This is a genomic window from Sphingomonas sp. FG14, from assembly GCF_057809675.1.
The window spans coordinates 120,273-143,611 of record NZ_JBMDKK010000008.1; the positions used below are offsets into that span (position 1 = coordinate 120,273).

A 23,339-nucleotide genomic window follows, 5' to 3' on the forward strand; every position below is an offset into this window, starting at 1 on the left:
TCTTGTCAGTGCTTGCGTGGGATCAGGTGGAGCAGCGCGACGATCGCGCCGCCTACCACGATACCAACCACGGCGGCACCCGCCGCGCCCACCAGCCATTCGGCCACGCCGCCGGCGACGGGCATGGCATGCGCGGCGGCTTCGGCCGCGCCATGGACGATGTGCGGAATCGTCTCCAGCCCGAACACCTCCAGGCCATGGATGATGATGCCGCCACCCACCCAGATCATCGCGGCCGTGCCGATGATCGCCAGCGCCTTGAGCAGCACCGGCATCGCGGTCACCATCCCCCGGCCGAGCGCCCGCACGCTGCTGGCGCTACGCTCGGCCAGATGCAGTCCGATATCGTCCATCTTCACGATCAGCGCGACCACGCCATAGACGCCGGCTGTGATCGCGACCCCCACCGCCGCCAGCACCGCCGCCTGCATCCAGATCGTCTGCGCGGGCAGCTCTGCCAGTGCGATCGCCATGATCTCCGCCGACAGGATGAAATCGGTGCGGATCGCGCCGCCCACCTGGCGGTCCTCCAGTTCCTTGGGGTCGGTCACCTCAAGGACATCATCGGCATGGCTGTCGCCCGATACCGCTTCCCAGACTTTTTCCGCGCCCTCAAAGCACAGATAGGCGGCGCCGATCATCAGCAGCGGGGTGATCGCCCAAGGCGCCAACGCGCTCAGCGCCAAGGCGGCGGGCAGCAGGAAGAGCAGCTTGTTGCGCAACGATCCCAGCGCGATCTTGCCGATGATCGGCAATTCGCGATCGGGCGACAGGCCGACCACGTATCGTGGCGTTACCGCCGTATCGTCGATCACCACGCCCGCCGCCTTGGCTCCCGCCTTGCCCGCGGCGCCGGCGACGTCGTCGAGCGACGCCGCCGCCAGCTTCGCGATCGCGGCAACGTCATCGAGCAGCGCAACAAGTCCGGATGGCATCTCAGTTCCCTTTGAAAAGAGGCGCAATCTAGCCGAGCCCGCCGGATAGTCATCCGGAATCGCGGGGAGTGTCTCAGTTTGAATTTTAGTCGGAACCGCCGGTCACGTCATATGCTGACGTGCTGTCCTCGTTCCGACCCGATGGTGGGCCACCGCTCCTGAAAAACTGAACAAGGCACCAGACCATGAAAGCGCCAACCGGAATCATCCACCAAAGGCTGCTCATGCTACCGCATCCCGCTTCTTGTAAGGTCCGCGAGCCTCTGGAGCCGGGGCCAGTTCATTGATCTTAGCGACAACATCATCCAGCGACCACAGGCGATCCGTGATGCCAGCGGACATCACGGGCGACATGCGCAGCGTCTTGTGGATGCGAGCAAAATTGTAGAACACGAAGTAGAGCGCGTTGCCGGTTGCGCTTTTCCATTCCGGATTGCAGCTTTCATATCCAGCGAATCGATTCCGCTATCCGAAAAATTCACGGGGGCAGTCCATGAAGCCGAAGACGATGCCGCGCCTGATTCTCGCCGCGACCCTGTTGGCGTCCGCCAGCATCGCTTTTTCGCAAGGGGCGCCGGCCGAATATGATCTGGTGATCCGTGGTGGACGCGTGCTCGATGGCGCGGGCAATCCCTGGGTTTCCGCCGATGTCGCGGTGAAGGACGGACGGATCGTCAAGGTCGGTCCGGTCAAGGGCCGGGGAACGAAGGAGATCGATGCTAAGGGGCGCTATGTCGCGCCCGGCTTCATCGACATGATGGATCAGTCGAGCCGCAGTTTGCTCCGGAATGGCGGCGCGGAGAACAAGTTGCTCCAGGGCGTGACCACGGTGATCACGGGCGAGGGCGGGCCGCCGGTGCCCGCCGCCGAACTGCCCGCCTATTTCGACCGGCTGGAGAAGCAGGGCATCGCGGTCAATCTGGGCACCTATTATGCGAGCACCCAGGCGCGCCGGAAGGTGATGGGTGATGCCGATGGCCGCCCGACACCGGCTCAGCTCGACGAGATGAGCCGCGAGGTCGACATCGCGATGCGCGGTGGTGCGTTCGGTATCTCCTCCGCGCTGATCTATGCGCCGTCAAGCTTCCAGACGACGTCCGATCTGGTCACGCTGGCGAAGGCGGCGAGCCGCTGTGGCGCGATCTATGCCACGCATATGCGCGACGAGGCGTCCAACCTGATCCCCGCGATCGAGGAAGCGATCGAGATCGGCGAGAAGGGCGGCGTCAAGGTCGAGATCTTCCACCTCAAGGCGGCGACGCGGATCGGCTGGGGCAAGCTGATGCCGAAGGCGCTTTCGACGATCGAGGCGGCGCGCGATCGCGGCGTCGACGTGGCGGCGAACATGTATCTTTACACCGCCAGCGGCACCGGACTGGAGATCACGGTACCGGCCTGGGTCTGGGCGGGCGGCAAGGAAAAGGGGCTGGCGCTGCTCAAGGATCCCAAGGTGCGCGAGCGGCTGAAGAAGGAAGTCGCGGCGGGGCCGCAGCCGGACTGGCCCAATCATGTCGCGGCCGCCGGCGGCTGGGACAATATCATGCTCGCCAATGGCCGGGTCGAGAAATACGCCAGATATCAGGGCATGAGCATCGCGAAGATCGCCGCCGCGCTCGGCAAGGATCCGGCAGACACCGCCTGGGATATCTTGATCGAGGCGCAGCCCGAGCGCGCCACCGCCGTCTATTTCACCATCGGCGAGGAGGATATCCGCACCGCGCTGCGCCGCCCCTGGGTCAGCATCGGCAGCGATGCCGGCGCCTCGATCGAATTGGGCAAGGCTGACGGTGACGTGCTGCCGCACCCGCGCGCCTATGGCAATCACGCGCGCACCATCGCGGAATATGTCCGCAACAATCCCGTGCTGACGCTGGAGGATGCGGTGCGCAAGATGACGAGCTGGCCCGCTGAACGCATGGGGCTGAGCGATCGCGGGCTGGTCCGCGAAGGCATGCGCGCCGACATGGTCGTGTTCGACTATGCGAAGATCCAGGACAACGCGACCTTCGCGCAACCGTTGCGGCCATCATCGGGGATCGACGACGTCATCGTCAACGGCGTGCCGACGATCACCGGCGGCAAGCCGACCGGTGCACGCGCGGGCGTGGCGCTGCGGCATGAATGCGTGGCGGGGAGCTAGGGGTGGATGGCGGGCCCCGTATGTCGTCATCCCCGCGAAAGCGGGGATCCAGCTTCTTCGCCTTTGGGATGCTTCACGGAAAAGCTGGATTGACCTTCGGTCGACTCTGTCTCCCGCGTTCGCGGGAATAACAAGAGGCAGGGAGGTGTGGATCTACCGCCCCGCAAAGGCGGCCTGCAATGGTCCCGTCCCACCAGCGGCCAGATGCACCATCAGCAGCACCCGCGCCTTGGCGGGATTGAGGAAGCCCGATCGCTCGAATGCGGCCGGTGCCTTTCCATCCCATAGCCCCGAATCCTTGACGGCGCCGCTGGCGACACGTGCCGACAGCACCACCGGGAAACCGCGTTCGGCCAGCGCCTTCACCGTCGATCGCATCGGCGGAGCCAGCGTGCCGCTGCCGAAGCCCGCGACCACCAGCCCCTTTGCGCCGGCCGCCACCGCGGCATCGGCAAGCGCGCCGTCGCCGTCGAGATAGGATTGCACGATATCGACACGCGGCAGCGCCTCGATCCGCTCTGGCGAAAGATCATAGATGCGTCCGTTGCGTCCGGCGGGCTGGAAGAAGCGGATCTCGTTCTCAAGAACCGCGCCGATCGCGCCCTGATTGGGGCTGGCAAAGGCCGATGTCCGGCTGGTGCTGAGCTTGGCGGCGTCGCCGGCCGACAGGATCTGCCCGTCGAGCGCGACCAACGTGCCGCGCCCGCGCGCCTGCGGATCGGCGGCGACGCGCACGGCTTCCAGCAGATTGGCAGGGCCGTCGGCGGAAACCGCTTCGCTCGATCGCATCGAACCGGTCAGCACCACCGGCCGTGTATCCGCGATCACCAGATCGAGCAGCATCGCGGTTTCTTCGAGCGTATCGGTGCCATGGGTGACGACGATGCCGGCAAGCGCCGGATCGTCCGCAAAGGCGGCGCGGATGCGGCGGACCAGCCGTGCCCAGTCGGCGCGCTTCAAGCCGCTCGATCCGCCGGCGGCAAGGTCCTCGACCTGGAGCCGGGCGACGGTGTCGAGCCCCGGGATCGCCGAGACCAGCGCATCGCCGGTGAGCCCCGGACCGGACGCCGTGCTGGCGATGGTGCCCCCCGTCGCGATCACCAGCACATGCGGCCGGTTCTGCGCCCATACGGGATTGGTGGGGAAGAACAGCAGCGCGAGCAGCATGGCGGCTTGCATCGCGTGGTGGCGGCCATAGCGCAGAATGCCGGTCATCGTGTCGCTCCACGGATCGGCCGGCCCGGGCGGGCGGCGGTGATCAGCTTGCCGTCGCGGATCACGAATTGGCCGCCGACGAGGACATTGACCATGCCGCGCGCGGGTTTCGTCGTATCCTCATAGCTGGCCTGGCCGGCCACCGTCTCCGGATCGAAGACGATGATGTCGGCATCGGCGCCCGGGCGAATGCGCCCCTTGTCGCGCATGCCCGGCGCCACGCTTTCCATCAGCCTGGCGGGCAGCAGCGAAGCGCGCCGGAACATCTCGTTCAGCGAGAACATGCGCTTTTCACGGACATAATAGGCGATCGTCGCGGTGAAGGTCGATGCGGTGCGCGGATGGCTGACCGCCTTGGCCGGCAGCGGCCATACGGCCTTGTCGAAGATCTTGCCGTCGATCTCGTAGGGGACGGCGTCGCTCGCGATCATGCTGTCCTTTACCATCACGGCTTCGTCGATGAAGCGGCGCTCCGCCGGCACCTTCTCGTCGAGATAGTGGATCACCACCTGCCCGTCGGGATCGCTCTTCTGCAGTTCGGCCAGCCGCGCGTTGGTCGCCGGGCGTTCCCCGGTCTTCAGATAGACAATGCTGTCCGACTTGATGTTGATCTGCGGCAGATTGTCGGGATGGAGAAAGGGCGCGTCGATCTTGGTCGATCCCGCGCCCCAGGGATAGGCTTCGCTGCTGATCGAGACGCCATTGGCGCGCGCCGTTTCGATCATCGCGGCGATCGACGGGATCGCACGCAAGGCCGAGCTGTTGATGTGGCAGATGTGCATATGCGCACCCGTCGCCGCCGCCACCGCGATCACTTCGGAGAATCCCTCGACCGCGCCCTTGGGCTCGCGCGTGTTCTTGGTGCGGACATGGGTGAAAGTGGGTACATCGCGCCTGGCGGCGAGCCGGGCCACGTCGAGATATTCCTGGCGGCCGGTGTTGGGCGCATAGCCGGCAAGCATGCCGACGCCGAGCCCGCCTTCGTTCAGCCCCTGTTCGACGCGCGAGACCACTTGGGCGGCATCCTCGTCCGACGCGGGCGCCGTGGGCGAGAGGCCGAGCGCGGTGCGCGCGGCCAGCCAGTTGACGCTGAAGCCGTAGTTGATCGGCCGGCCTTCCTTCGCGATCGTGTCATAGGTCCTGGCGACCGGCCATGTGCCGCCTTCCAGTTCGAGTGCGGTGGTCACGCCGTCGAAGGCCTGGATCCAGGCGGCCGGAATCGTCTGGGCATGCGAATGGACATCGACAAAACCGGGGCCGACGACCAGACCCTTGGCATCGACGGTGGTGCGGCCGCGCAAGGGCTCCGCGGTCACGATGGCGATGCGTCCGTCGCGGATGCCGATCTGGCGGATGCCGTCCAGTCCGCTTTCGGGATCGATCACGCGCCCGCCGGCGATGACCACGTCGTAGACCTCACCCGGCTGCGCCGGCGCGCCCGCTGAAAGAGCAAGCAACGACAGGGTAGCGCCAAGGCAGAGCGCGCGAAGATGCTGTTTCAAAGAGTCCTCCCGATCCGTTCCCGAAACGGACGCGGGGCCATGCTTCGGGGAGGATCAGCTTCCCATGCGCGGGCGGCGATCTCCAAGCGAAGAGGTGGAGATCGGCCATATCCCGTGGCTATGGGTTGAAGCGCATCCCGCTCTATTGATTATTTCCGCATTTTGCGAGTCGTCAGGTGGGATCACTTGACTTCAAAATGCTCTAGCCGATGAAATCCACGTCCCCGCCCATCGCTTCGCGCAGCGCGGCCAGCGCTTGCGCCTTGATCTGATGGACGCGCGGCACACTGACGCCCAGTATCTCGGCGATCTCAGACAGGTTGAGCTCCTCGACGAAATAGAGCTGAACGATCAACTGGTGTCGCTCGGCCAGGCCGGTGATCGCGTCGGTCAGCCGCGTCCGTGTCTGCGCATCGGCGAGTTGGTCGAAGCTGTCGGGTTCGGCATCGGCAAAGGCGGGGTCGGAATCCGAATAACAATCGTCCAATCCCTCGAAGCGCAACGGTGTCGATGCGACACGCAGCGCGGCGAGTTCGGATTCGCTCATCTCCATCGCTGCCGCGAGTTCGGCGGACGAGGGCGGGCGGCCCAGCCGGATCTGCAACGCATCCGACTTGTCGCGCATCTCGCGACGCCGCTCCATCGCCCCGCGCGAGATCGTCGCGTTGCGCCGGAGCATGTCGATCATCGCACCGCGGACGCGCATCTTGGCATAGGCGGCGAAACCGTCATCACCTTCGCCCTCGTGGCGGCGCACGCATTCGGTGAGCGCGACCAGCCCGGTCTGGACGAGATCCTCGACCTCCAGATCGGCATGGCCCGATCCATGCACATGCCACGCCAGGCGCCGGACGAGCGGCATGAACTGGCGGATGCGGTCCATCGGATCCTGCCGGTAGACGGTCGCGGCGACGGACGATTTGTAAGGATGAGTCATGCGGTCATGCTTTCCTTCTGGGCCGGGCGGCCAGGGTCTTCACTGAAGGTGACGGGCGCTTCGCTGCCGGCGCCGCCGACCACCGCGACCACTTCGATCGGCTGGGTCGGGGGCAGTTCGGCGATGCTGATCACCAGGCATTGCGGAGCGCGCAGCTTGAGCAGCGCGGTGACGGCGCGGCGCACGCGCGGTTGCACGACAAGCGCGCAGGGCGGCTGATCGGGCGTGCGCTGCGCCATGAGGTCGCGGATGCGATCGCCGATCGATCGGGCAAGGTCGGGCTCGATCACCGGCTGGTTGGTCGCCGGATCGATCATGCCCTGCATGATCATCGATTCCAGGCCGCCATCGAGCGTGATCACCGGCAGGCGATCGGCGGGGCCGCAGATGCGCCCGACGATATAGCCGCCCAGGTCGATCCGCAGCATGTCGATCAGCCGTTCGTGATCCAGCGTCTGCTGCACCGATGCGGACAGGCTGGAGAAGATCGGCAACAGGTGCGAGATCGAGACGCCTTCCTCGAGCAGCGAGCGCAGCAGGCGCGTCATGGCGGCCAATGACAGCGGCTGCGGATAGACGGTCTCGACCAGCCCGGATGCGCGTTCCTTCAGGCTGTCGATCAGTGCCAGGACCTCGTCCGGGCCGAGCAGCGCCTGCGGACGATCGATGAGCAACTGGTTGAGCTGGGTCGCGACGACCGTGCTCGCATCGACCACCAGGAACCCGTCGGCGATGGCGAGATCGCGCAGACCGGCATCGATCCAGAGCGCGTCGCAGCCGAAGCTGGGATCGCGCGTCGGTTCACCGGCAAAGGCGGGCTGCGCGCTGCCCTCTCCGGTGTTGATGGCGAGCAGCTTGTCCGGGCGAATCGTAGCGCCGCCGATGACGACGCCGCCCAGCAGCACGCGATAGGCGGTCGGTGACAGGTCCAGGCTGTCGCGCACGCGGATCTGCGGAACGACGAAGCCGAAGAGCTGGGACAATTGCTTGCGGACGCCGGTGATGCGGCTGATCAGCGGAGCGCTGCGCTTGTCGTCGACCAGATGAACCAGGCCGAAGCCGAGCTCGATCGTGACCAGCGTGTGATCGCTGACGTCGTCGAGACGGATTTCGTTCGGATTGGCGACCTCGACCGGCTCCGCCACTGGCTTGGGCGGTGCCTTGGCGCGCTTGGCCAGCCGCCAGGCGATATAGCCGGAGATCGCGGCGGCGGGCAGGAAGATGCTCTGCGGCATCGCCGGGATCATGCCGATCACGCCCAGGATGAAGGCGACGGGAATCCAGATCGCGGCGTCGGCGAACTGGCCGCCGATCTGTCCGGTCAGGTCCTCGGAACTGGTGACGCGCGTGACGATGGCGGCGGCCGCGATCGACAGCAGCAGCGAGGGAACCTGCGCGACCAGCGCGTCGCCGACGGCGAGAGTGATATAATGTTCGGCCGCCTCGGACGCGGTCAGCCCGTGGCTGATCATGCCCAGGCAGAAACCGGCGATGATGTTGACCGCCAGGATCAGCAGCGCCGCGATCGCGTCACCCTTCACGAATTTGGACGCACCGTCCATCGATCCGTAGAAATCGGCTTCGGTCGATACTTCCTGGCGGCGCGCGCGGGCTTCGTCGGGCGTCATCAGCCCGGCGGCGAGATCGGCGTCGATCGCCATCTGCTTGCCGGGCAGGGCGTCCAGCGTGAATCGTGCGGACACTTCTGAGACGCGGCCCGCGCCCTTGGTGACGACCACCAGGTTGATGATCATCAGGATCGCGAAGACGAACAGGCCGACGATGAAATTGCCGCCGATCAGGAAGGCGCCGAACGCCTCGATGACATGGCCGGCCGCCGCCGTGCCCTCATGGCCGGAAACGAGCACGACGCGCGTCGATGCGACGTTGAGCGCCAGCCTGAGCAGGGTCGCGAACAGCAGCACCGTCGGGAAGGACGAGAAGTCGAGCGGCTTGCGCGCGTTGATCGCCGTCATCAGGATGGCGATCGACAGGCCGATATTCACCACGAAGAAGATGTCGAGCACGATCGAGGAGATCGGCACGACCATCAGCACGATCAGCGCAAGGATGCCGGCGGGCAGCGCGAAACCGCGCGCCGAGGGCATCATGCGGGCGGGAAGGGCCAGCGCGCTCACAGGTTGAACGCCTGAAGACGGGCATAGGCCTGACGGACATTGGCGCGGCCAGTGTCATTGCCGGCGACGTCCAGCCCGAAACTGGCGCGCAGCGTTTCCGCCATGGTCGGTCGTGGCGGTGGTCCCGCCGGCTGGACCGGGTCCATCGGCCGGGGCTGCGGGCGCATATAGGCGGCGGGCATCGCGCCGGGGCTCATCGCCGCGATGTCGAAGCCGCCGAAGCTGCCGGCATCGCCGCCATTGCGTTCGATCGCGTTGCCCAGCTTGTTCTGGAACATGTCGTAGACCTGGCCGAGCGAGCGGGCGTCACCGCTGGCGTCGAAGAAGATCGAGCGGTTCGCCGCCGCCGCCTTGGGAAACAGCGCGGCCGCGGTCATGCCCGGATTCTGCGCCGCGTTCTGAAGGAAGCTGGTGGCGCCCGCCGGGCCGAGGAAATGCGCGAGATAGAGATCGGTGCCGTTGGGTTCGCGTCCGAGCGCTGTCTGCAGCGTCGCGCGATTGTCGTTGGCGAACTCGCCCGCCATCAGCGACGAGACCTGGGGATCGAAGCGCAGCGCCAGGATCTGCTGACGCATCGCGGGATCGCGGACGACTGGTCCTTTGCCGGTCTGTTCGATCTGCGCGGCGGCCCAGCCCAGGCCATGTTCGCCGCCATGCTTCTGGATCGTGTTCAGCCAGGTGCTGGAAATGAACTGGAACAGGCCGCTCGCGCTCGACGTCGATGCGCGCGCGTCCGGATCCAGGCTGCTTTCAAGGCTGGCCTGTCCGAGCAGATAGTCGAAATCGACGCCGGTGCTGGTCGAGGCGCGCTGGATCTCCGCGCGCACTGCGGCCTGGTTCGCCACTGGCTGAACTTGCGGCATTCCCAAAATTCCTCCTCGCCCGGCGCAACGGCGCGTCCGGACGGGAGGGAATTAAGCAATAGGCGTGCCAGTTGTGCCGGTCAGGCGGGTCGGCGGCCGAAATGCGCGCTGGCGGGGGCCGCGCGATAGACGTCGGTGCGGCCCGTCAACATATTGAGCCGGGCGGTCACATTGGCGGCCAAAAGGTTGCGCGTCTGGCGATTTACCTCGTTCAGCCGGTGCGCGGCCTCGACCATGCCGCGGCATTCGTCGTCCAGTTCGGCCATGTCCGCGCTGGCGATCTGCCCCACGAGTGCCGATTTCTGGTTGGCGCACAGCATGATGGTGTCGAGGTCGATGGCGGCAAGTGCTTGCCGCTCGTCCTGCAGGGCGGCAAGCATTTGCCGCAGATTGTCCTTGATCGCGCTCATTTCGGAGCCCGCAGCAAGATGCCGGCCGCGATCATCGCATCGGCGATCTTGGCGGGAACCACGGGATAGCTGCCCTCCGCGATCGCCTTTCGGATCAGCGTCACGCGATCCTGGTCGATGGGCGGCGCCGAACCGGTGCCGAGCGTTTCCGCCGTGACGACGGGCTGGGCGGTGGCCGTCCGTCCGGGCCGGCCAGCCTGTGTCGCCGCACCGGCCGCAGCCTGCTCCCGGGTGTTGGCGATCCGCCGTACCGGGTTGATGGGTGAGGTATCCATGCTGCTCAAGTCCTGATCCAAGCCTTTCAGCACACCAGAACGGCAGCGGCGCTCAGGACTTAAGGGGTGAAATCGCCAGTGGTCGGCGCTGGGGCGGATTCAACGCGAAAACCGGTCGATCCGGGATGCGCTGGGCATCCCGGAGACCGGTTCTCATGAATGGCGGACGGGGCGGCCGACGGTGTCGGCCGTACCCGATCAGGAGGTGGGCATGCTGACCAGGCCGCGACGCAGCACCTGGCAGGTCAGGACCTCGCCCTTGCCGGCGGCCTTGATCTTGATCCAGCTTCCCACCGGGCCGGCTTCCATCGCCTGGCCGCCCTGGCTGATCGTGAAGCCGGTGCCCTTGACCTCGATGGTCACGACATCGCCCTTGGCGACGGCAAGGCTGGCGGTTTGCACGGCGGTCTCCGCACCCATCACCGCATTGGTCGGCACGACGGGCACGAACAGCTTCCATCCCGCGCCCACGGGGCATTCGAGGATGACGGTATCGCGGCGCACCGTGCGCCAGGACACACGGACATCGCCGCCGCATGACGAGAGGCGGAGCCTGCGATCGATCGGCGCGGCGGCGCCGCCGGGCGCGCCCAGGGCATTGCCGGTGAAGCGCTGGACCGCGAGATCGAGCGCATTGTGATCGATCGTCGGCATGGTGGCATGCGCCGGGATGGCGGCCGCCACGAGAGCGAGAGCTGGAATCAAACGGATCATGGTCTGGCCTTTCGATTGTCGCGTGTTGAAGTGGGTCATGAGAGTCGGTCTGCTTTCGGTGAGAAGTGCGCCGATGTTTCCATCAGCCTTGGTCGAAACTGAGCGTCACGGTGATCGTGTCGCTATTGGCGGGCTCCAGGATCAGCCGCACCGCGCGGCCTTGCAGCGCCGGATCGGCGCTGACGGCTGCGGCATCGGCCAGCACCGCGTCGCGGCGGCCGGGGCGATAGGCGCCATGGATGTTGACGCGCATGCGCGTGTCGACGGCCTGTTCCTTCAGCCATTGGCCGAGCGGTGGCGTGCCCGGGCCGGGGCGCCACATCGCCACCGGCTCGGCCACCAGCGGAGCGGGCGGCGGCGTGGGCGCGGGGGCCGCGACGGGCGCCGGGGTGGCGGCCTTTGCGGATGTACTCTCGACCCGCGCCAACGCCGAAAAAGTCGTCAGGAACAGGATGATCGAGAGATCGGCCAGCATGATCTGCCAGCTTGTGCCGGGCGCGTTCATGCCGCCATCGTCCGTGTTGGCCGCGCGATCGCGGGCGACGGGGCGATCTGCGCCTGCAGCCAGTCCACCATCGCCTGGCGCCCGGCTTCCTCGCTTTCGGCGATCCGTGCGATGTGGCGGGCGATCGGCGCATAGACAAGATTGGCGCTGAGCACGCCGTAAAGCGTGGTGAGCACGGCGGAGGACACCGCCGCCGAGATCGCTTCCGGCGCCAGCCCGCCGGCGGGCAATTGCGTCAGCGCGACCAGCGTGCCGGCAAGGCCGAACACGGGCGACAGGTCCGCCGCCAGATTGAACAGCCGGGTGCCGTCGGCCGCGATGCGCTCGCGCGCGATGCGGCTGGTTTCGTGATGCTCGGTCAGTGCGTCGATCGAGCGGCGCTGCAGCATGGCCTCCACCGCCTGGGACAGGTCGCGATCGGGAATCGTCGCCAGCGGCGCGCGCAACATGCCCTCGCGATCGATGTGCCGCGCCTGCGCCGCCAGCGCCGCGCGTGCCCGCGCTTCCGAGAAACGCGGCCGAAACAGCGATGCCAGCGCGCGGCCGGTGTTGGCGATCTCGCCGAAACCGGAGCGCAGCAGCGTGGCGGCCAGGGTGCCCAGCACCACCAGCAGCAACGCATTCGGATCGAACATCCTGTCGAGCGACATTCATCAATCTCCCATCGCGATCCGGATCGGCCGGGGCCGTCCGCACATTCGCGTGAGAGGGTTTCGCAAGTGGCGTGCCAATTGCCCGAAATGGCCGATCCATGGGCGGGCGAGCGGCGGCGGGAAGCGGGGCGGGGCGGCAAGCGGACGGCAAGGCGGAAAATTCTTGCCTGGATGCGGCAAGATCTTGCCGGGCGCTTGCCGGATCGCGACGGGATCGGCGGAAAAACGTGCTCTTTCGCGAGTTGGCACGTCAATTGCGTACATGCTTGCGAAGGTCCGGCCCGTGCCGGATCAGATTGGGAGCATGGCCGATGGCCGAAAGTCTCTTTGGCATTCATGGCGCGGCACTAGAGGTGCGTTCGCAGCGCATGGGGCTGTTGTCGTCGAACATCGCCAATGCGGCGACGCCCGGCTACAAGGCGCGCGACATCGATTTCAAGACCGCGCTCGACGCGCGCCTGAACGGCGCCGGCAGCGATGCGGCGACCGCGAAGGCGGAACTCTACCGCGTGCCGCTGATGCCCTCGATGGACGGCAATACCGTCGAGCTCGCGACCGAACAGGTCGCCTTTTCCGAGAATGCGGTTGGCTACGCCACCACCCTGTCCTTCATCCAGTCGCGGGTCGAGACGCTCACCCGCGCGATCAAGGGCGAATGACGATGGCGAACCCGATGACCATCTTCGACGTCGCCGGACGCGCCATGTCCGCCCAGCTCGTGCGCATGAACAGCTCGGCCTCGAACCTCGCCAATGCCGGCAGCATCGCCGGCGATGCCAACGCGGTCTACAAGCCGATCAAGCCGGTGTTCCGCACCGAGCTTGATCGTTCGACCGGCATGATGAGCGTCAGCGTCGATCGCGTCGTCCGCTCCGATGCGCAGGCGATCCGCCGGCATGATCCCGATCACCCGCTCGCCGACGAGAATGGCGACGTGTGGGCAGCCCCCGTCGATGAGACCCAGGAGATGGTCGAGATGATGGAGAGCGCCCGCCAGTACCAGAATGTGATCGAGGTGCTCCAGACCACCAAGACCCTGATGCTCGATACGATGAGGCTAGGCAAATGAACTTCAATTCCGTCATCGCGACGAACAGCTCGAAGCCGGTTCCGGCTGACGCGAAGGTTTCCAGCCAACTCGGCCAGAAGGATTTTCTGCGCCTGCTCACCGCGCAGATGCAGACCCAGGATCCGTTCGATCCGGTCGATAACAAGGAGATGCTGGCGCAGATGGCGCAGTTCTCCAGTCTCGCCGGGCTTTCGGAGATCAACGACACGCTGAAGCTGATCAACGCCAAGCTCGGCGGCGACGCCGCCACGCCTTCCACCTGAACCTGTCCTTCAAGGGAGATACGCCATGTCCTTTTATACCTCGCTGAGCGGCGTCAAGAGCGCCCAGACCCAGCTCGAAGTCGTCTCGCACAATCTCGCCAACTCCGAGACCGCCGGATTCAAGCGCAGCCGCGCCAATTTCGCCGACGTCTTCGCGACCTCGTCGACGACGAACCCGCAGCTCGCCATGGGCGTCGGCACGCGCGTCGAGTCGATCACGCAGACCTTCTCGAACGGGCCGATCGAGCAGACGGGCAACGCGCTCGATCTCGCCATCACCGGCGAAGGCTTCTTCGCGACCAAGTCGGCCGCGTCGGAAGAGGTAATGTTCACCCGCAACGGATCCTTCTCGGTCGACGAGGACGGCTATATCAAGCGCGGCACCGACGATCGCCTGCAGCTCTATGCGGTGGCGCCGGACGGCACCGCCAGTGTCGGCGCCACGATCGACGCGCAGATCCCGGCCGAGAATGCCGATGGGTCCAAGTTCGCCGGCATCACCGTCAGCGGCAATGGCGATGTGATCGCCACCTTTGCCGACGGCACCAACCAGACGCTCGGCCGCGTCGCGATGGCGAGCTTCACCGCGCCGACGGGCCTGCGCCAGGTGGGTTCGTCGAACTGGACGCCGACTGGCCTGTCCGGCGAACCGAGTTGGGGCGAACCCGGCGACGGACGCTTCAACGATCTGATGTCGGGCGCGGTCGAACGCTCCAATGTCGATCTGACCGAGGAACTCGTCGGCCTGATCACGGCGCAGCGCTATTTCCAGGCGAACGCCAAGGCGATCGACACCGCGTCGCAGATCACCCAGACGATCATCGGCATCCGGACCTAAGCGCCATGGATCGCCTCATCTACACTGCCTATTCGGGCCTGCGCGGATCGCTGTCCGCGCAGACCGCGATCGCCAACAACCTGGCCAACGCGAACACGATCGGCTTTCGCGCCGAACGCACCGCGTTCGAGGCGCAGACGCTCAAGGGCCCGATGCTCGAGGTCCGCGCGCCGAGCGCCATGGAGGTCAAGGATGCCGACATGACGGCGGGCGCGGTGGTGCAGACGGGGCGGTCGCTGGACCTGGCGGTCGACGGCAAGGCGATGCTCGCCGTCCAGGCCGACGACGGATCGGAAGGCTATACGCGGCGCGGCGACCTGATGGTCTCGCCCTCGGGGCTGCTCCAGACCGGTGACGGTCATCTCGTCCTCGGCAATGGTGGTCCGATCTCGATCCCTACCTCCGCCTCCGTCTCGATTTCGCCAGACGGCTCGGTCCAGGTGGTTGCGCCCGGCGGTGATCCGAAGAATCCGGAGACGGTGGACCGTATCAAGCTGGTCTCGCCCGAAGGCACCCAGATCGCGAAATCGGTGGACGGGCTGTTCCGCGTCGTCGGTGATGGCGCGCTGCCCGCCGATCTCGACGCCCGCGTCACCACTGGCGCGCTCGAGCAATCCAACGTCAACAGCGCGCAGATGCTCGTCGAGATGATCGAGAACCAGCGCTCGTTCGACATGCGCACCAAGATGCTGACCACCGCGAAGGACCTCGACGAGGGCGGCGCGGCGCTCATGCGCATCAACTGATTCCAGCGAAGGACCTGATTCATGCCCACTTCCGCAATGCATGTCGCCCGCACCGGCCTGGAGGCACAGGATGCGCGCATGCGCGTCATCGCGAACAACCTCGCGAATGTCGGCACCACCGGTTTCAAGCGCGACCGCGCCTCGTTCGAAACGCTCGCCTATCAGGACGTCCGCGTCGCCGGCACCCAGTCGAGCAGCGAGACCAAATATGCGATCGGGCTCAATCTCGGTACCGGCGTGAAGGTGCAGGGCACCGCGCGGATCGAAACCCAGGGTTCGCTCAACACCACCAGCAACGCGCTCGACGTGGCGCTGGACGGCAACGGCTATTTCCAGGTGCAGATGCCCGGCGGGCAGGTCGCCTATACCCGCGCCGGCAATTTCGCGCGTTCGCCCGAGGGGCAGCTCATCACGGCGCAGGGCTATCCGGTCCAGCCCGGCATCACGATCCCGGAGAATGCGACCGAGATCACCATCGGCCTGGATGGCACCGTGTCCGCCACGGTCGCGAGCGAGAGCGAGCCAAGCCAGCTTGGCCAGCTTACGCTCGCCAGCTTCGCCAATCCGGCGGGGCTCCAGGCGGCCGGAGACAATTTCCTGCTCGAGACCGCGGCGAGCGGCGCCGCGCAGGTCGGCATCGCCGGCCAGGACGGTCGCGGCTCGATCCGCCAGGGCATGCTCGAGGGATCGAACGTCAATGTCGTGGAGGAGCTGGTCGACATGATCGAATGCCAGCGCGCCTATGAAGTGAACTCCAAGATGATCTCCGCTGTCGACGAGATGCTGCGCAATGCGAACCAGACACTTTAATCGCACCGTCGGCCTGCTGCTCGCGGGTGGCCTGGCATTTTTCCTGTCGCCCGCCGACGCGAAAAAGGCCCGGCCCAAGCCGGGTTTCGAGGCGACTTTGCCGCTGCCGCCCGCACCGCAACCAGCGATGGCCGATGGCGCGATCTTCCAGGCCAGCAGCGGCTATGCCGCGCTCCACGAAGGCAATCGGGCGCGTTCGGTCGGCGATCTGCTGACCGTCGTGCTGGTCGAACGGATCACCTCGTCAAAGTCCGCCACGTCGAAGACGGCGCGTGACGGAGGCTTCTCGATCACGCCGCCCACAGCCGGCCCGCTCGATTTTCTGAACCCCAATGCCCTTAAGGCTTCGGGCGGTTCGTCGTTCAATGGCAATGGCACTGCCGCGCAACAAAGCGCGCTGGGTGGCGAGGTCAGCGTGACCATCGCCAAACTGCTCGGAAACGGCAGCGCCATCGTCAAGGGCCAGAAGCGGCTCACCTTGAGCCAGGGCGAGGAATGGGTGCAGTTTTCAGGAATCGTCCGGCTTGCCGACATCGACCAGATGAATCGCATCGCATCGACCCGCGTCGCCGATGCCCAGATCGAATATTCGGGCAACGGCCAGGTGGCGCGCGCCAGCCGCGAAGGCTGGCTGCAGCGCTTCTTCAACATGATCAGTCCCTTCTAAGGTTCAAGGACCCCACGCCATGACCCGTCTGCCGAAGCTTCTTCTCGCACTTCTCGCCGTTGCGATCCTTCCTGCCGCGCCGGCGCATGCCGAACGCGTGCGTGATCTCGGCAGCTTCCAGGGGGTGCGGACCAACCAGCTCGTCGGTTATGGCGTGGTCGTCGGGCTCGAAGGTACGGGCGACGACAATCTCGAATATACCGCGCAGGCGGTGAAGGGCGTGACGAACCGGCTCGGCCTGCAATTGCCGCCGGGCGTGCAACCGGGGCTGAAGAACGCGGCGGCGGTGATGATCACCGCCGATCTTCCGGCTTTCTCGAAGCCCGGCCAGCGCATCGACATCACGATATCGGCGCTGGGCAAGGCGAAGTCGCTGCGTGGCGGATCGCTGGTATTGTCGCCGCTGATGGGCGCCGACGGGCAGATCTATGCGATGGCGCAGGGCAATCTCGTCGTCGGCGGTCTCGGCGTTTCCGCGCGCGACGGATCGAAACTGTCGGTCAACGTGCCGACGGTCGGCCGCATCCCGCTTGGCGCCACGGTCGAGCGCGCGGTGGCGACGGGCTTCGATACGCGCGAAGCGCTGCGCTTCAACCTCAACGAAGCCGATTTCCTGACCGCGCAGCGCATCCGCGACGCGATCAACCAGAAATTCGGCCCCATCGCCACGCTCGAGGACGCGGTCACCGTCTCGCTCGCGCTGCCGGCGGGGGCCAATACGCGCGGCGCGATGATGGCGGCGATCGAGATGCTCGACGTCACGCCGGCCGAAGCGCCCGCGCGCGTGATCGTCAACAGCCGTAGCGGCACCGTGGTGATCAGCAGCGCCGTGCGTCTGGCGCCGGCGGCGGTCAGCCATGGCAAGCTCGTCATCCATATCGATGAAGCGCCGCAGGTCGTGCAGCCCGCGCCATTCTCGCGTGGCGAGACCGCGGTGCAGGAAAACAGCACCATCTCGGTGGAACAGAGCAACAATCACCTGGCCGTGCTCAATCCCGGTCCGTCGCTGTCGTCGATCGTGGATTCGCTCAACAAGCTGGGCGTCAGCCCTCCCGATCTGGTCGCGATCCTCGAAGCGCTCAAGCAGGCGGGATCGCTCAAGGCGGAGTTGATCGTGATATGAAGATCGCCAATTCCCTTCCCCTCGCATCCAGGCCGGCGGATCAGAAGGCCCAGCTTGGCAAGGCTGCGCAGCAGTTCGAGGCGATTTTCGTCCGGCAGATGCTCGCCGCCGCGCACAAGGCGAAACTGGCCGACGGGCTGTTCGACAACAGCGCCGTCGAACAGTTCCAGTCGATGCAGGATTCGCGGCTGGCCGACATCGTCTCCGAAAATGGCGGACTGGGTCTGGCGCGCACGATCGAGCAGCAGCTCTCGCGCCAGATCGGCGGTAACACGCCATGAGCTCCGATCTCATCTCGATCGCGCGCAGCGGCGCCAGCGCCGCGCGGATCGCGCTCGATGTCACCGCGCAGAACATCGCCAATGCCGGCACCGACGGCTATGTCCGCCGCTCGGTCGCGATGGCCGAGGTCTCCGGCAGCGGCATGCTCTACACCCAGAACGACGTCTCGCTTCACGGCGTGCGCGTTTCGGGTATCGTGCGCAACGCCGACGAGTTCCGCTTGGCCGAAGTGCGCCGCACCGGCAGCGATCTGGCGCGCGCCAATGCTGAAGTGGGCGCGCTTTCCAATATCGAGAGTGCGCTGGAGCAGCCCGGCGTCTCGTCGGCGATCTCCAAATTCTCGGCGAGCCTGCAGGGATTGAAGGCAGATCCGACCAATCCCGCGCTCCGTGCGGTTGTGCTGGAAAATGCCCAGACCGTCGCCGACGCGCTGAACGCGGCGGCGGGCGGCCTCGATTCGGCCAGGACGGCGCTGCAGGCGGATGCCGCGGACGGCGTCAGCAAACTCAACCAGCTTTCCGCCGATCTCGCCAAGATCAACACGCGGCTCATCCGCTCGACCGAGGGCAGCAGCGATCAGGCCGCCTTGCTCGACAAGCGCGATTCACTCCTGAAATCGATGAGCGAGATCGCCGGCGTCTCGGTGACGATCGGCGCGCATCGCACCGCCGAGGTCAGCCTGGGCGGCGTCGCGCTCGTCACGCCCGATGGCGCATCGACGGTGGGTGTCGGCGTCGCGGCTGACGGATCGCTCGCCTTCGATGTCGGGGGCACTGGCGTCGCGGTCGTCTCGGGATCGCTTGCGGGCACCGCATCGGGTCTGACCCAGGTCAACGACGCGCGTGCGCGGCTTGACGATGTCGCCGCCACCATCATCGGCGCGGTCAACGGCGCGCAGGCCTCTGGCGTCGCACTCGACGGCAGCGCCGGCCAGCCGCTGTTCGGTGGCACCGGCGCGGGCAACATCACCGTGGTTGCCACGACGGGCGGCGCGATCGCCACGGCGCCGGCGGGTGCGGGAGCGGACAGCCGCAACACCGGCAATCTCGACACGATGATCGCCGCGATCGACGGCAGCAATGCGTTGCGCAAGTTCGACGCGTTGCTCAACGATACCAGTGCGGCGGTCGCGGGGCGGTCGGTGACGCGTGACGCGCTCGGCGTGATCGCTAGCGGCGCGGAAGGCGCGCTCGCCACGCAGGCGGGCGTCAGCCTTGACGACGAGGCCGCCAATCTTCTCCGCTTCCAGCAGGCATTCCAGGCGTCGGGCCGGATCATGCAGGTGGCGAAGGATCTCTTCGACTCCATCATCTCGATCAACTGAGGCTGACCATGACCAGCATCGGCACCGACGGATTCTACAATCGCTCGATCGGCAGCCTGTCGTCGTTGCGCGCGCGCGCCGAGAAGCTGCAGACCCAGATCGCGACCGAGCAGAAACTGCAGCGCGGCTCGGACGATGCGGTCGCTGCGCGGCAACTGCGTCAGCTCGATCACCAGGATACGCTGGCCGCCGTCCACAAGACCAATGCCGCGATCGCCAATTCGGACATGGCGCTGGCCGATCAGGCGTTGACCGAACTCGGCAATCTCGTGATCCGCGTCCAGGAACTCGCGACCCAGTCGGCGAACGGCACGCTCAACGATGCGCAGCGCAAGATCAACGGCGAGGAGATCGCCCAGATCCACAAGAGCATGGTCGCGATCCTGAACGGAAAGGATTCCACCGGCCAGCCGCTCTTCGCCGGCACCGCCAATGGCCCCGCCTATGTGGTCGCCGCCGACGGCACCGCCAGCTATGCGGGCAATACCACGCTAGGCGAGCTCGACGTGGGTGAGGGGATCACCGTCGCGCGCAGCCTCACCGGCCCTGAATTCCTCAATTTCTCGGTCGACGGCACCGACACTGATCTGCTCACCGTTGTCCACAATCTCGCCACCTCGCTCCAGTCCGGCGCCGCGACGGGCGCGAGCGACGCCAGCGCCGCGCTCAACAGCCTGAAGGCGGGGCTCGGCGCGATCGGCACCGGCCATGCCATCATCGGCGCGCGCCAGGCGCGCGTCGAACTCGCCACATCGCTCGCCACCGAACGCGGCGAAGTCCGCGCCGCCGACCAGACCCGGCTGGGCGCGACCGACCTGCCGACGGCGATCGCCGAATTGCAGGAGATGATGACGGTGCTCGAGGCCAGCCAGGCCAGCTTCACCAAGCTCTCCAGCCTGTCGCTGTTCGATTATCTCCGGTGAATTTTAGCGCCTTGTCGAGGTTAACAAGGCGCTGACCATGCCGTTCTAACAAGTGCCGCTCCTTGTCGGGCGGACCGTTCAAAGTTCTGGCCGCGCATCGGCCATCCCGGGGGAAGCATGTTCGTAGCCATCGGCATTGTCGTTCTGATCGTCATGGTCTTTGGCGGCTTCACCATCACCGGTGGCGCGCTTGGCCCGGTGATGGAAGCGATCCCGCACGAAATGCTGATCATCGGCGGCGCCGCTGCCGGCGCGTTGATCACGGGCAATTCGATGCACGAGCTGAAGGCGCTGGGAAGCGGCCTCGGCAAGGTCTTCAAGGGGCCGAAGCACAACAAGCAGGATCACATCGATGCGATGCTGCTGACATCCAAGCTGATGCGGATGCTGCGCACCGAGGGGCCGGTGGCGATGGAATCGCACGTCCAGGATCCCAAATCCTCCGCGATCTTCGCCGAATATCCGCGTATCCTCGCCAATGACGCGCTGGTCGCGCTGATCTGCGACACGCTGACGCTGATCGTGGTCTCTTCCGGCACGTTGGAGGTCCATGCCGTCGAGGACGTGATGGACAATGCGATGAAGACGCATTTCCACGAGATGCAGGAACCCGTCCACACGCTCCAGTCGCTGTCGGACGCGTTGCCCGCGCTCGGCATCGTCGCTGCCGTGCTCGGCGTGGTGAAGACCATGGGCTCGATCGACAAGCCCCCGGCGGTGCTGGGCGGCATGATCGGTTCGGCGCTGGTCGGCACCTTTCTGGGCGTTCTGCTCGCCTATGGCATCGTCGGCCCGCTCGCGACCCGATTGAAGCAGGTCGCCGACGCCGATGAGCAGATCTTCCACGCGGTGAAGCAGATCGTCATCGCATCGCTCCACAATTATCCCCAGCCGCTGGTTGTCGAAGCCGCGCGCTCCGGCCTCAGCCACGCCTTCCGCCCCGGCCTCTCCGAGATGCTCGACGGGCTGAGGAGCCGCTGAGGTGACAACCAAGGCCAAGAAGGGCTCGAACCTTCCCCCGCCCATCATCGTCAAGAAGATCATCGTCGCCGGCGGCGGCGGTCATCATGGCGGCGCCTGGAAGGTCGCCTATGCCGATTTCGTGACCGCGATGATGGCGTTCTTCCTGTTGCTGTGGCTCCTCGGCGCCACCAACGAGAACCAGCGCAAGGGCATCGCCGACTATTTCTCGCCGACGCTCGTCAAGATGCGCGAGCAGAGCGCGGGCAGCAACGGCATGTTTGGCGGCGATTCGATCACCTCGGCCGACAATTATCCGCACCGCGCCTCTCAGACGGGCACGCGATCGATCACCATTCCGCGCGATACCACCGGCGGCCCGCGCGAAGGCGCGACCGAGGATCGCAAGATCGCCCAGGGGCCGACGCCCGAGCAGAAGGCGCTCAAGCTCAACGAATTGCGCCAGCGCGTGACCCAGCGCGTCGAGACGCAGGAGAAGCTCAAGCGGCTGGCCAGCCAGATCCGCTTCGTCCAGACGCGCGAGGGCATCCGCATCGACCTGGTCGACGATGCCGACTTCTCGATGTTCCAGCTCGGCACCACCGTGCTGGTGCCCGAGGCGGTGGAACTGCTGCGCATCATCGGCGATGCGGTGAAGGACGAAAGCGGTGCGCTGACCATTCGCGGCCATACCGATTCGCTGCCCTGGCGGCGCGGCCAGGTGGCGAGCAACTGGTCGCTGTCCTCGGGCCGCGCGGAGGCGACGCGCCAGACGCTGATGCGCTTCGGCGTGCTCGAGCCGCGCTTCCGCCGGATCGAAGGCGTCGCCGATCGCGAGCCGCTGATCGTGAAGACGCCGACTGACCCCAGGAACCGTCGGATCTCCATCACCATCGCGGACTAGGGCTGTTCGCCATCGTCCCATGCCGGTCTGCAACTGGTGAGCGAACCCGTGCCCGGACTTGCAGACCTGGCCAATTCAGGCCGATGCGATGGGCGTCGAGACGCCATATTCACATAAGCACCAGATTTGGTGTGCAATTTCCCGTTGCATTTTTTGCGGATATGACTCAAATCGGGAAATCTCTGTATGTCCCGAAATGGGAAGCAGGGGTTGCGGCAGCTTGAGCCTGTGGGGGGCTTTGGGGTCGCTCTGGCCTGTGGGGGGCTAAGTGCTGATTTTCTCGCGACGCCGCGATGGCGTTTCCTGCGTGATATCCGGCGTTGCGCGCCGCAGATTCCGTTTGGTCACCAACTGATGGGCGCCGCGGGGTTGATCGGCGCGGCAGTGGTCCAGTCGCTCGGATTGGCGAGCGAAGTGCAGACCACGATCGTGACTCAAGATCGCGAATGGGCAACGTCGCTCGCGCAGGAACTGCGCGACCACCATCTGCCGACATTGACGCCGGCCAGCCCGGCGCGCTGGCGCGAACATTTCGATCAGGAGCGCGCGAACTGCGTGATCTTCGATCTCGATCATGGCAGCGACGGCGTGTTCGACGCGATCGCGCAGATCCGGAGCCAGGCGGCGCACACGATGATCGTCGCGGCGGCATCGTCACCGTCGATCAAGATCGTCGTCAACGCCATGCGCGCCGGCGCCATCGATTTCGTCAACAAGCGCCATCCGGTGCAGGAAACGCGCGAGCAGATCCGCGAGGCCGCCGCCCGCGCGCGCGAACAGGAAGTCGCGCAGGTGGCGGGCAATGCCCATCGCACGCGCATCGACGCGCTGAGCGCACGCGAGCGCGAAGTGCTGCGGCTGCTCGCGGCCGGCCTCGCCACCAAGCAGATCGCACACCGCATGGAACTGAGCCCGCGTACCGTGGAGATGTTCCGCCGGCGCATCCGCCAGCGCCTGGAAGCCAATTCGATCGCCGAGGCGATCAGCATCTGGATGAGCCATCGCGACCAGCCCGAGCTGCTCGCGGTCGCCTGAGGCAGGGCTCCCTAAGATCCGCACGCACGGATGACCGATCATCGGCTTTCGGTATACGCAGCTTCGCGCAAATGCCGGGCGGGTCCGTGTGCCCGATTTGCTGGCATG

The 23,339-nt window shown here is 66.1% G+C and carries 26 protein-coding genes and 1 pseudogene; 15 read left to right on the top strand and 12 right to left on the bottom strand.

The features are described from left to right. Positions 1-5: 5 nt before the first annotated feature. Entirely contained in the window at positions 6-935 is a 930-nt protein-coding gene (locus tag ACODTA_RS20080) for a DUF808 domain-containing protein (RefSeq protein WP_489067899.1), read from the bottom strand. 222 nt (positions 936-1,157) lie between these two features. After that, positions 1,158-1,340, bottom strand: a pseudogene (locus tag ACODTA_RS20085) (IS1 family transposase); the annotation flags it as partial. Positions 1,341-1,428: 88 nt separating this feature from the next. Between ACODTA_RS20085 and ACODTA_RS20090 the strand changes: the two are divergent. After that, positions 1,429-3,075, top strand: coding sequence for an N-acyl-D-amino-acid deacylase family protein (locus ACODTA_RS20090; protein ID WP_489067901.1), 1,647 nt, complete (start codon positions 1,429-1,431; stop codon positions 3,073-3,075). A 153-nt stretch (positions 3,076-3,228) separates the two neighbouring features. Here ACODTA_RS20090 and ACODTA_RS20095 read toward each other — a convergent pair whose 3' ends face one another. From ACODTA_RS20095 to ACODTA_RS20140, 10 genes are all read right to left on the bottom strand, one after another. Next, positions 3,229-4,290, bottom strand: coding sequence for an asparaginase (locus ACODTA_RS20095; RefSeq protein ID WP_489067903.1), 1,062 nt, complete (start codon positions 4,288-4,290; stop codon positions 3,229-3,231). Next, entirely contained in the window at positions 4,287-5,792 is a 1,506-nt protein-coding gene (locus ACODTA_RS20100) for an amidohydrolase family protein (RefSeq protein ID WP_489067905.1), read from the bottom strand. Before ACODTA_RS20100 ends, ACODTA_RS20095 begins: the two co-directional genes overlap by 4 nt. Positions 5,793-5,994: 202 nt before the next feature. Beyond that, positions 5,995-6,729 (bottom strand): sigma-70 family RNA polymerase sigma factor, encoded by a 735-nt coding sequence (locus ACODTA_RS20105; protein ID WP_489067907.1) that lies wholly within the window; start codon positions 6,727-6,729, stop codon positions 5,995-5,997. Beyond that, positions 6,726-8,837, bottom strand: a complete 2,112-nt coding sequence (locus tag ACODTA_RS20110; RefSeq protein ID WP_489067992.1) for a flagellar biosynthesis protein FlhA — start codon at positions 8,835-8,837, stop codon at positions 6,726-6,728. Before ACODTA_RS20110 ends, ACODTA_RS20105 begins: the two co-directional genes overlap by 4 nt. A gap of 26 nt (positions 8,838-8,863) precedes the next feature. Then, positions 8,864-9,730, bottom strand: coding sequence for a lysozyme family protein (locus ACODTA_RS20115; RefSeq protein ID WP_489067909.1), 867 nt, complete (start codon positions 9,728-9,730; stop codon positions 8,864-8,866). 80 nt (positions 9,731-9,810) lie between these two features. Continuing rightward, positions 9,811-10,140 (bottom strand): flagellar protein FlgN, encoded by a 330-nt coding sequence (locus ACODTA_RS20120; RefSeq protein WP_489067911.1) that lies wholly within the window; start codon positions 10,138-10,140, stop codon positions 9,811-9,813. Continuing rightward, positions 10,137-10,415 carry a flagellar biosynthesis anti-sigma factor FlgM gene (gene flgM, locus ACODTA_RS20125; RefSeq protein WP_489067913.1) on the bottom strand — a complete coding sequence of 93 codons (279 nt, stop codon included), beginning with the start codon at positions 10,413-10,415 and terminating at the stop codon, positions 10,137-10,139. Before flgM ends, ACODTA_RS20120 begins: the two co-directional genes overlap by 4 nt. Positions 10,416-10,613: 198 nt before the next feature. Then, positions 10,614-11,129, bottom strand: a complete 516-nt coding sequence (locus tag ACODTA_RS20130; RefSeq protein ID WP_222991574.1) for a flagella basal body P-ring formation protein FlgA — start codon at positions 11,127-11,129, stop codon at positions 10,614-10,616. 82 nt (positions 11,130-11,211) lie between these two features. Next, on the bottom strand, positions 11,212-11,634 hold the full coding sequence (locus ACODTA_RS20135) for a hypothetical protein (protein WP_489067915.1): 423 nt from the start codon (positions 11,632-11,634) through the stop codon (positions 11,212-11,214). Next, a complete protein-coding gene (locus ACODTA_RS20140) occupies positions 11,631-12,284 on the bottom strand; it encodes a MotA/TolQ/ExbB proton channel family protein (protein ID WP_489067917.1) in 654 nt (217 codons plus the stop codon). Before ACODTA_RS20140 ends, ACODTA_RS20135 begins: the two co-directional genes overlap by 4 nt. Before the next feature lie 314 nt (positions 12,285-12,598). Between ACODTA_RS20140 and flgB the strand changes: the two genes are divergently transcribed. The 14 genes from flgB (at position 12,599) to ACODTA_RS20210 (ending at position 23,231) form a co-directional block, all read left to right on the top strand. Next, the gene (gene flgB, locus ACODTA_RS20145) at positions 12,599-12,946 is read left to right on the top strand and encodes a flagellar basal body rod protein FlgB (protein ID WP_222991571.1); all 348 of its coding nucleotides are present in this window, start codon (positions 12,599-12,601) and stop codon (positions 12,944-12,946) included. 14 nt (positions 12,947-12,960) lie between these two features. Next, complete coding sequence (flgC, locus tag ACODTA_RS20150; protein ID WP_489067920.1) at positions 12,961-13,356, top strand: flagellar basal body rod protein FlgC; 396 nt, start codon at positions 12,961-12,963, stop codon at positions 13,354-13,356. Beyond that, positions 13,353-13,619, top strand: coding sequence for a flagellar hook assembly protein FlgD (locus tag ACODTA_RS20155; protein WP_489067922.1), 267 nt, complete (start codon positions 13,353-13,355; stop codon positions 13,617-13,619). Before flgC ends, ACODTA_RS20155 begins: the two co-directional genes overlap by 4 nt. A gap of 25 nt (positions 13,620-13,644) precedes the next feature. Beyond that, positions 13,645-14,457 carry a flagellar hook-basal body complex protein gene (locus ACODTA_RS20160; RefSeq protein WP_489067924.1) on the top strand — a complete coding sequence of 271 codons (813 nt, stop codon included), beginning with the start codon at positions 13,645-13,647 and terminating at the stop codon, positions 14,455-14,457. A gap of 5 nt (positions 14,458-14,462) precedes the next feature. After that, positions 14,463-15,203, top strand: coding sequence for a flagellar basal body rod protein FlgF (locus tag ACODTA_RS20165; protein WP_489067926.1), 741 nt, complete (start codon positions 14,463-14,465; stop codon positions 15,201-15,203). 21 nt (positions 15,204-15,224) lie between these two features. Next, entirely contained in the window at positions 15,225-16,013 is a 789-nt protein-coding gene (flgG, locus tag ACODTA_RS20170; protein WP_489067928.1) for a flagellar basal-body rod protein FlgG, read from the top strand. Beyond that, the gene (locus tag ACODTA_RS20175; RefSeq protein WP_489067930.1) at positions 15,994-16,680 is read left to right on the top strand and encodes a flagellar basal body L-ring protein FlgH; all 687 of its coding nucleotides are present in this window, start codon (positions 15,994-15,996) and stop codon (positions 16,678-16,680) included. Before flgG ends, ACODTA_RS20175 begins: the two co-directional genes overlap by 20 nt. 19 nt (positions 16,681-16,699) lie before the next feature. Next, positions 16,700-17,803, top strand: a complete 1,104-nt coding sequence (locus tag ACODTA_RS20180; RefSeq protein ID WP_489067932.1) for a flagellar basal body P-ring protein FlgI — start codon at positions 16,700-16,702, stop codon at positions 17,801-17,803. Beyond that, positions 17,800-18,084, top strand: coding sequence for a rod-binding protein (locus ACODTA_RS20185; protein WP_489067934.1), 285 nt, complete (start codon positions 17,800-17,802; stop codon positions 18,082-18,084). The genes ACODTA_RS20180 and ACODTA_RS20185 overlap by 4 nt, the downstream gene beginning before the upstream one ends. Beyond that, on the top strand, positions 18,081-19,409 hold the full coding sequence (flgK, locus tag ACODTA_RS20190) for a flagellar hook-associated protein FlgK (RefSeq protein ID WP_489067936.1): 1,329 nt from the start codon (positions 18,081-18,083) through the stop codon (positions 19,407-19,409). The genes ACODTA_RS20185 and flgK overlap by 4 nt, the downstream gene beginning before the upstream one ends. Positions 19,410-19,417: 8 nt before the next feature. After that, complete coding sequence (locus tag ACODTA_RS20195) at positions 19,418-20,332, top strand: flagellin N-terminal helical domain-containing protein (protein WP_489067938.1); 915 nt, start codon at positions 19,418-19,420, stop codon at positions 20,330-20,332. A 117-nt stretch (positions 20,333-20,449) separates the two neighbouring features. After that, positions 20,450-21,313 (top strand): flagellar motor stator protein MotA, encoded by an 864-nt coding sequence (motA, locus tag ACODTA_RS20200; RefSeq protein WP_489067940.1) that lies wholly within the window; start codon positions 20,450-20,452, stop codon positions 21,311-21,313. Between the two features lies 1 nt (position 21,314). Next, positions 21,315-22,196: a flagellar motor protein MotB gene (locus tag ACODTA_RS20205; protein WP_489067942.1), complete on the top strand. Its 882-nt coding sequence runs from the start codon at positions 21,315-21,317 to the stop codon at positions 22,194-22,196. A 354-nt stretch (positions 22,197-22,550) separates the two neighbouring features. Beyond that, positions 22,551-23,231, top strand: coding sequence for a response regulator transcription factor (locus ACODTA_RS20210; protein WP_489067944.1), 681 nt, complete (start codon positions 22,551-22,553; stop codon positions 23,229-23,231). Positions 23,232-23,339 lie beyond the last annotated feature (108 nt).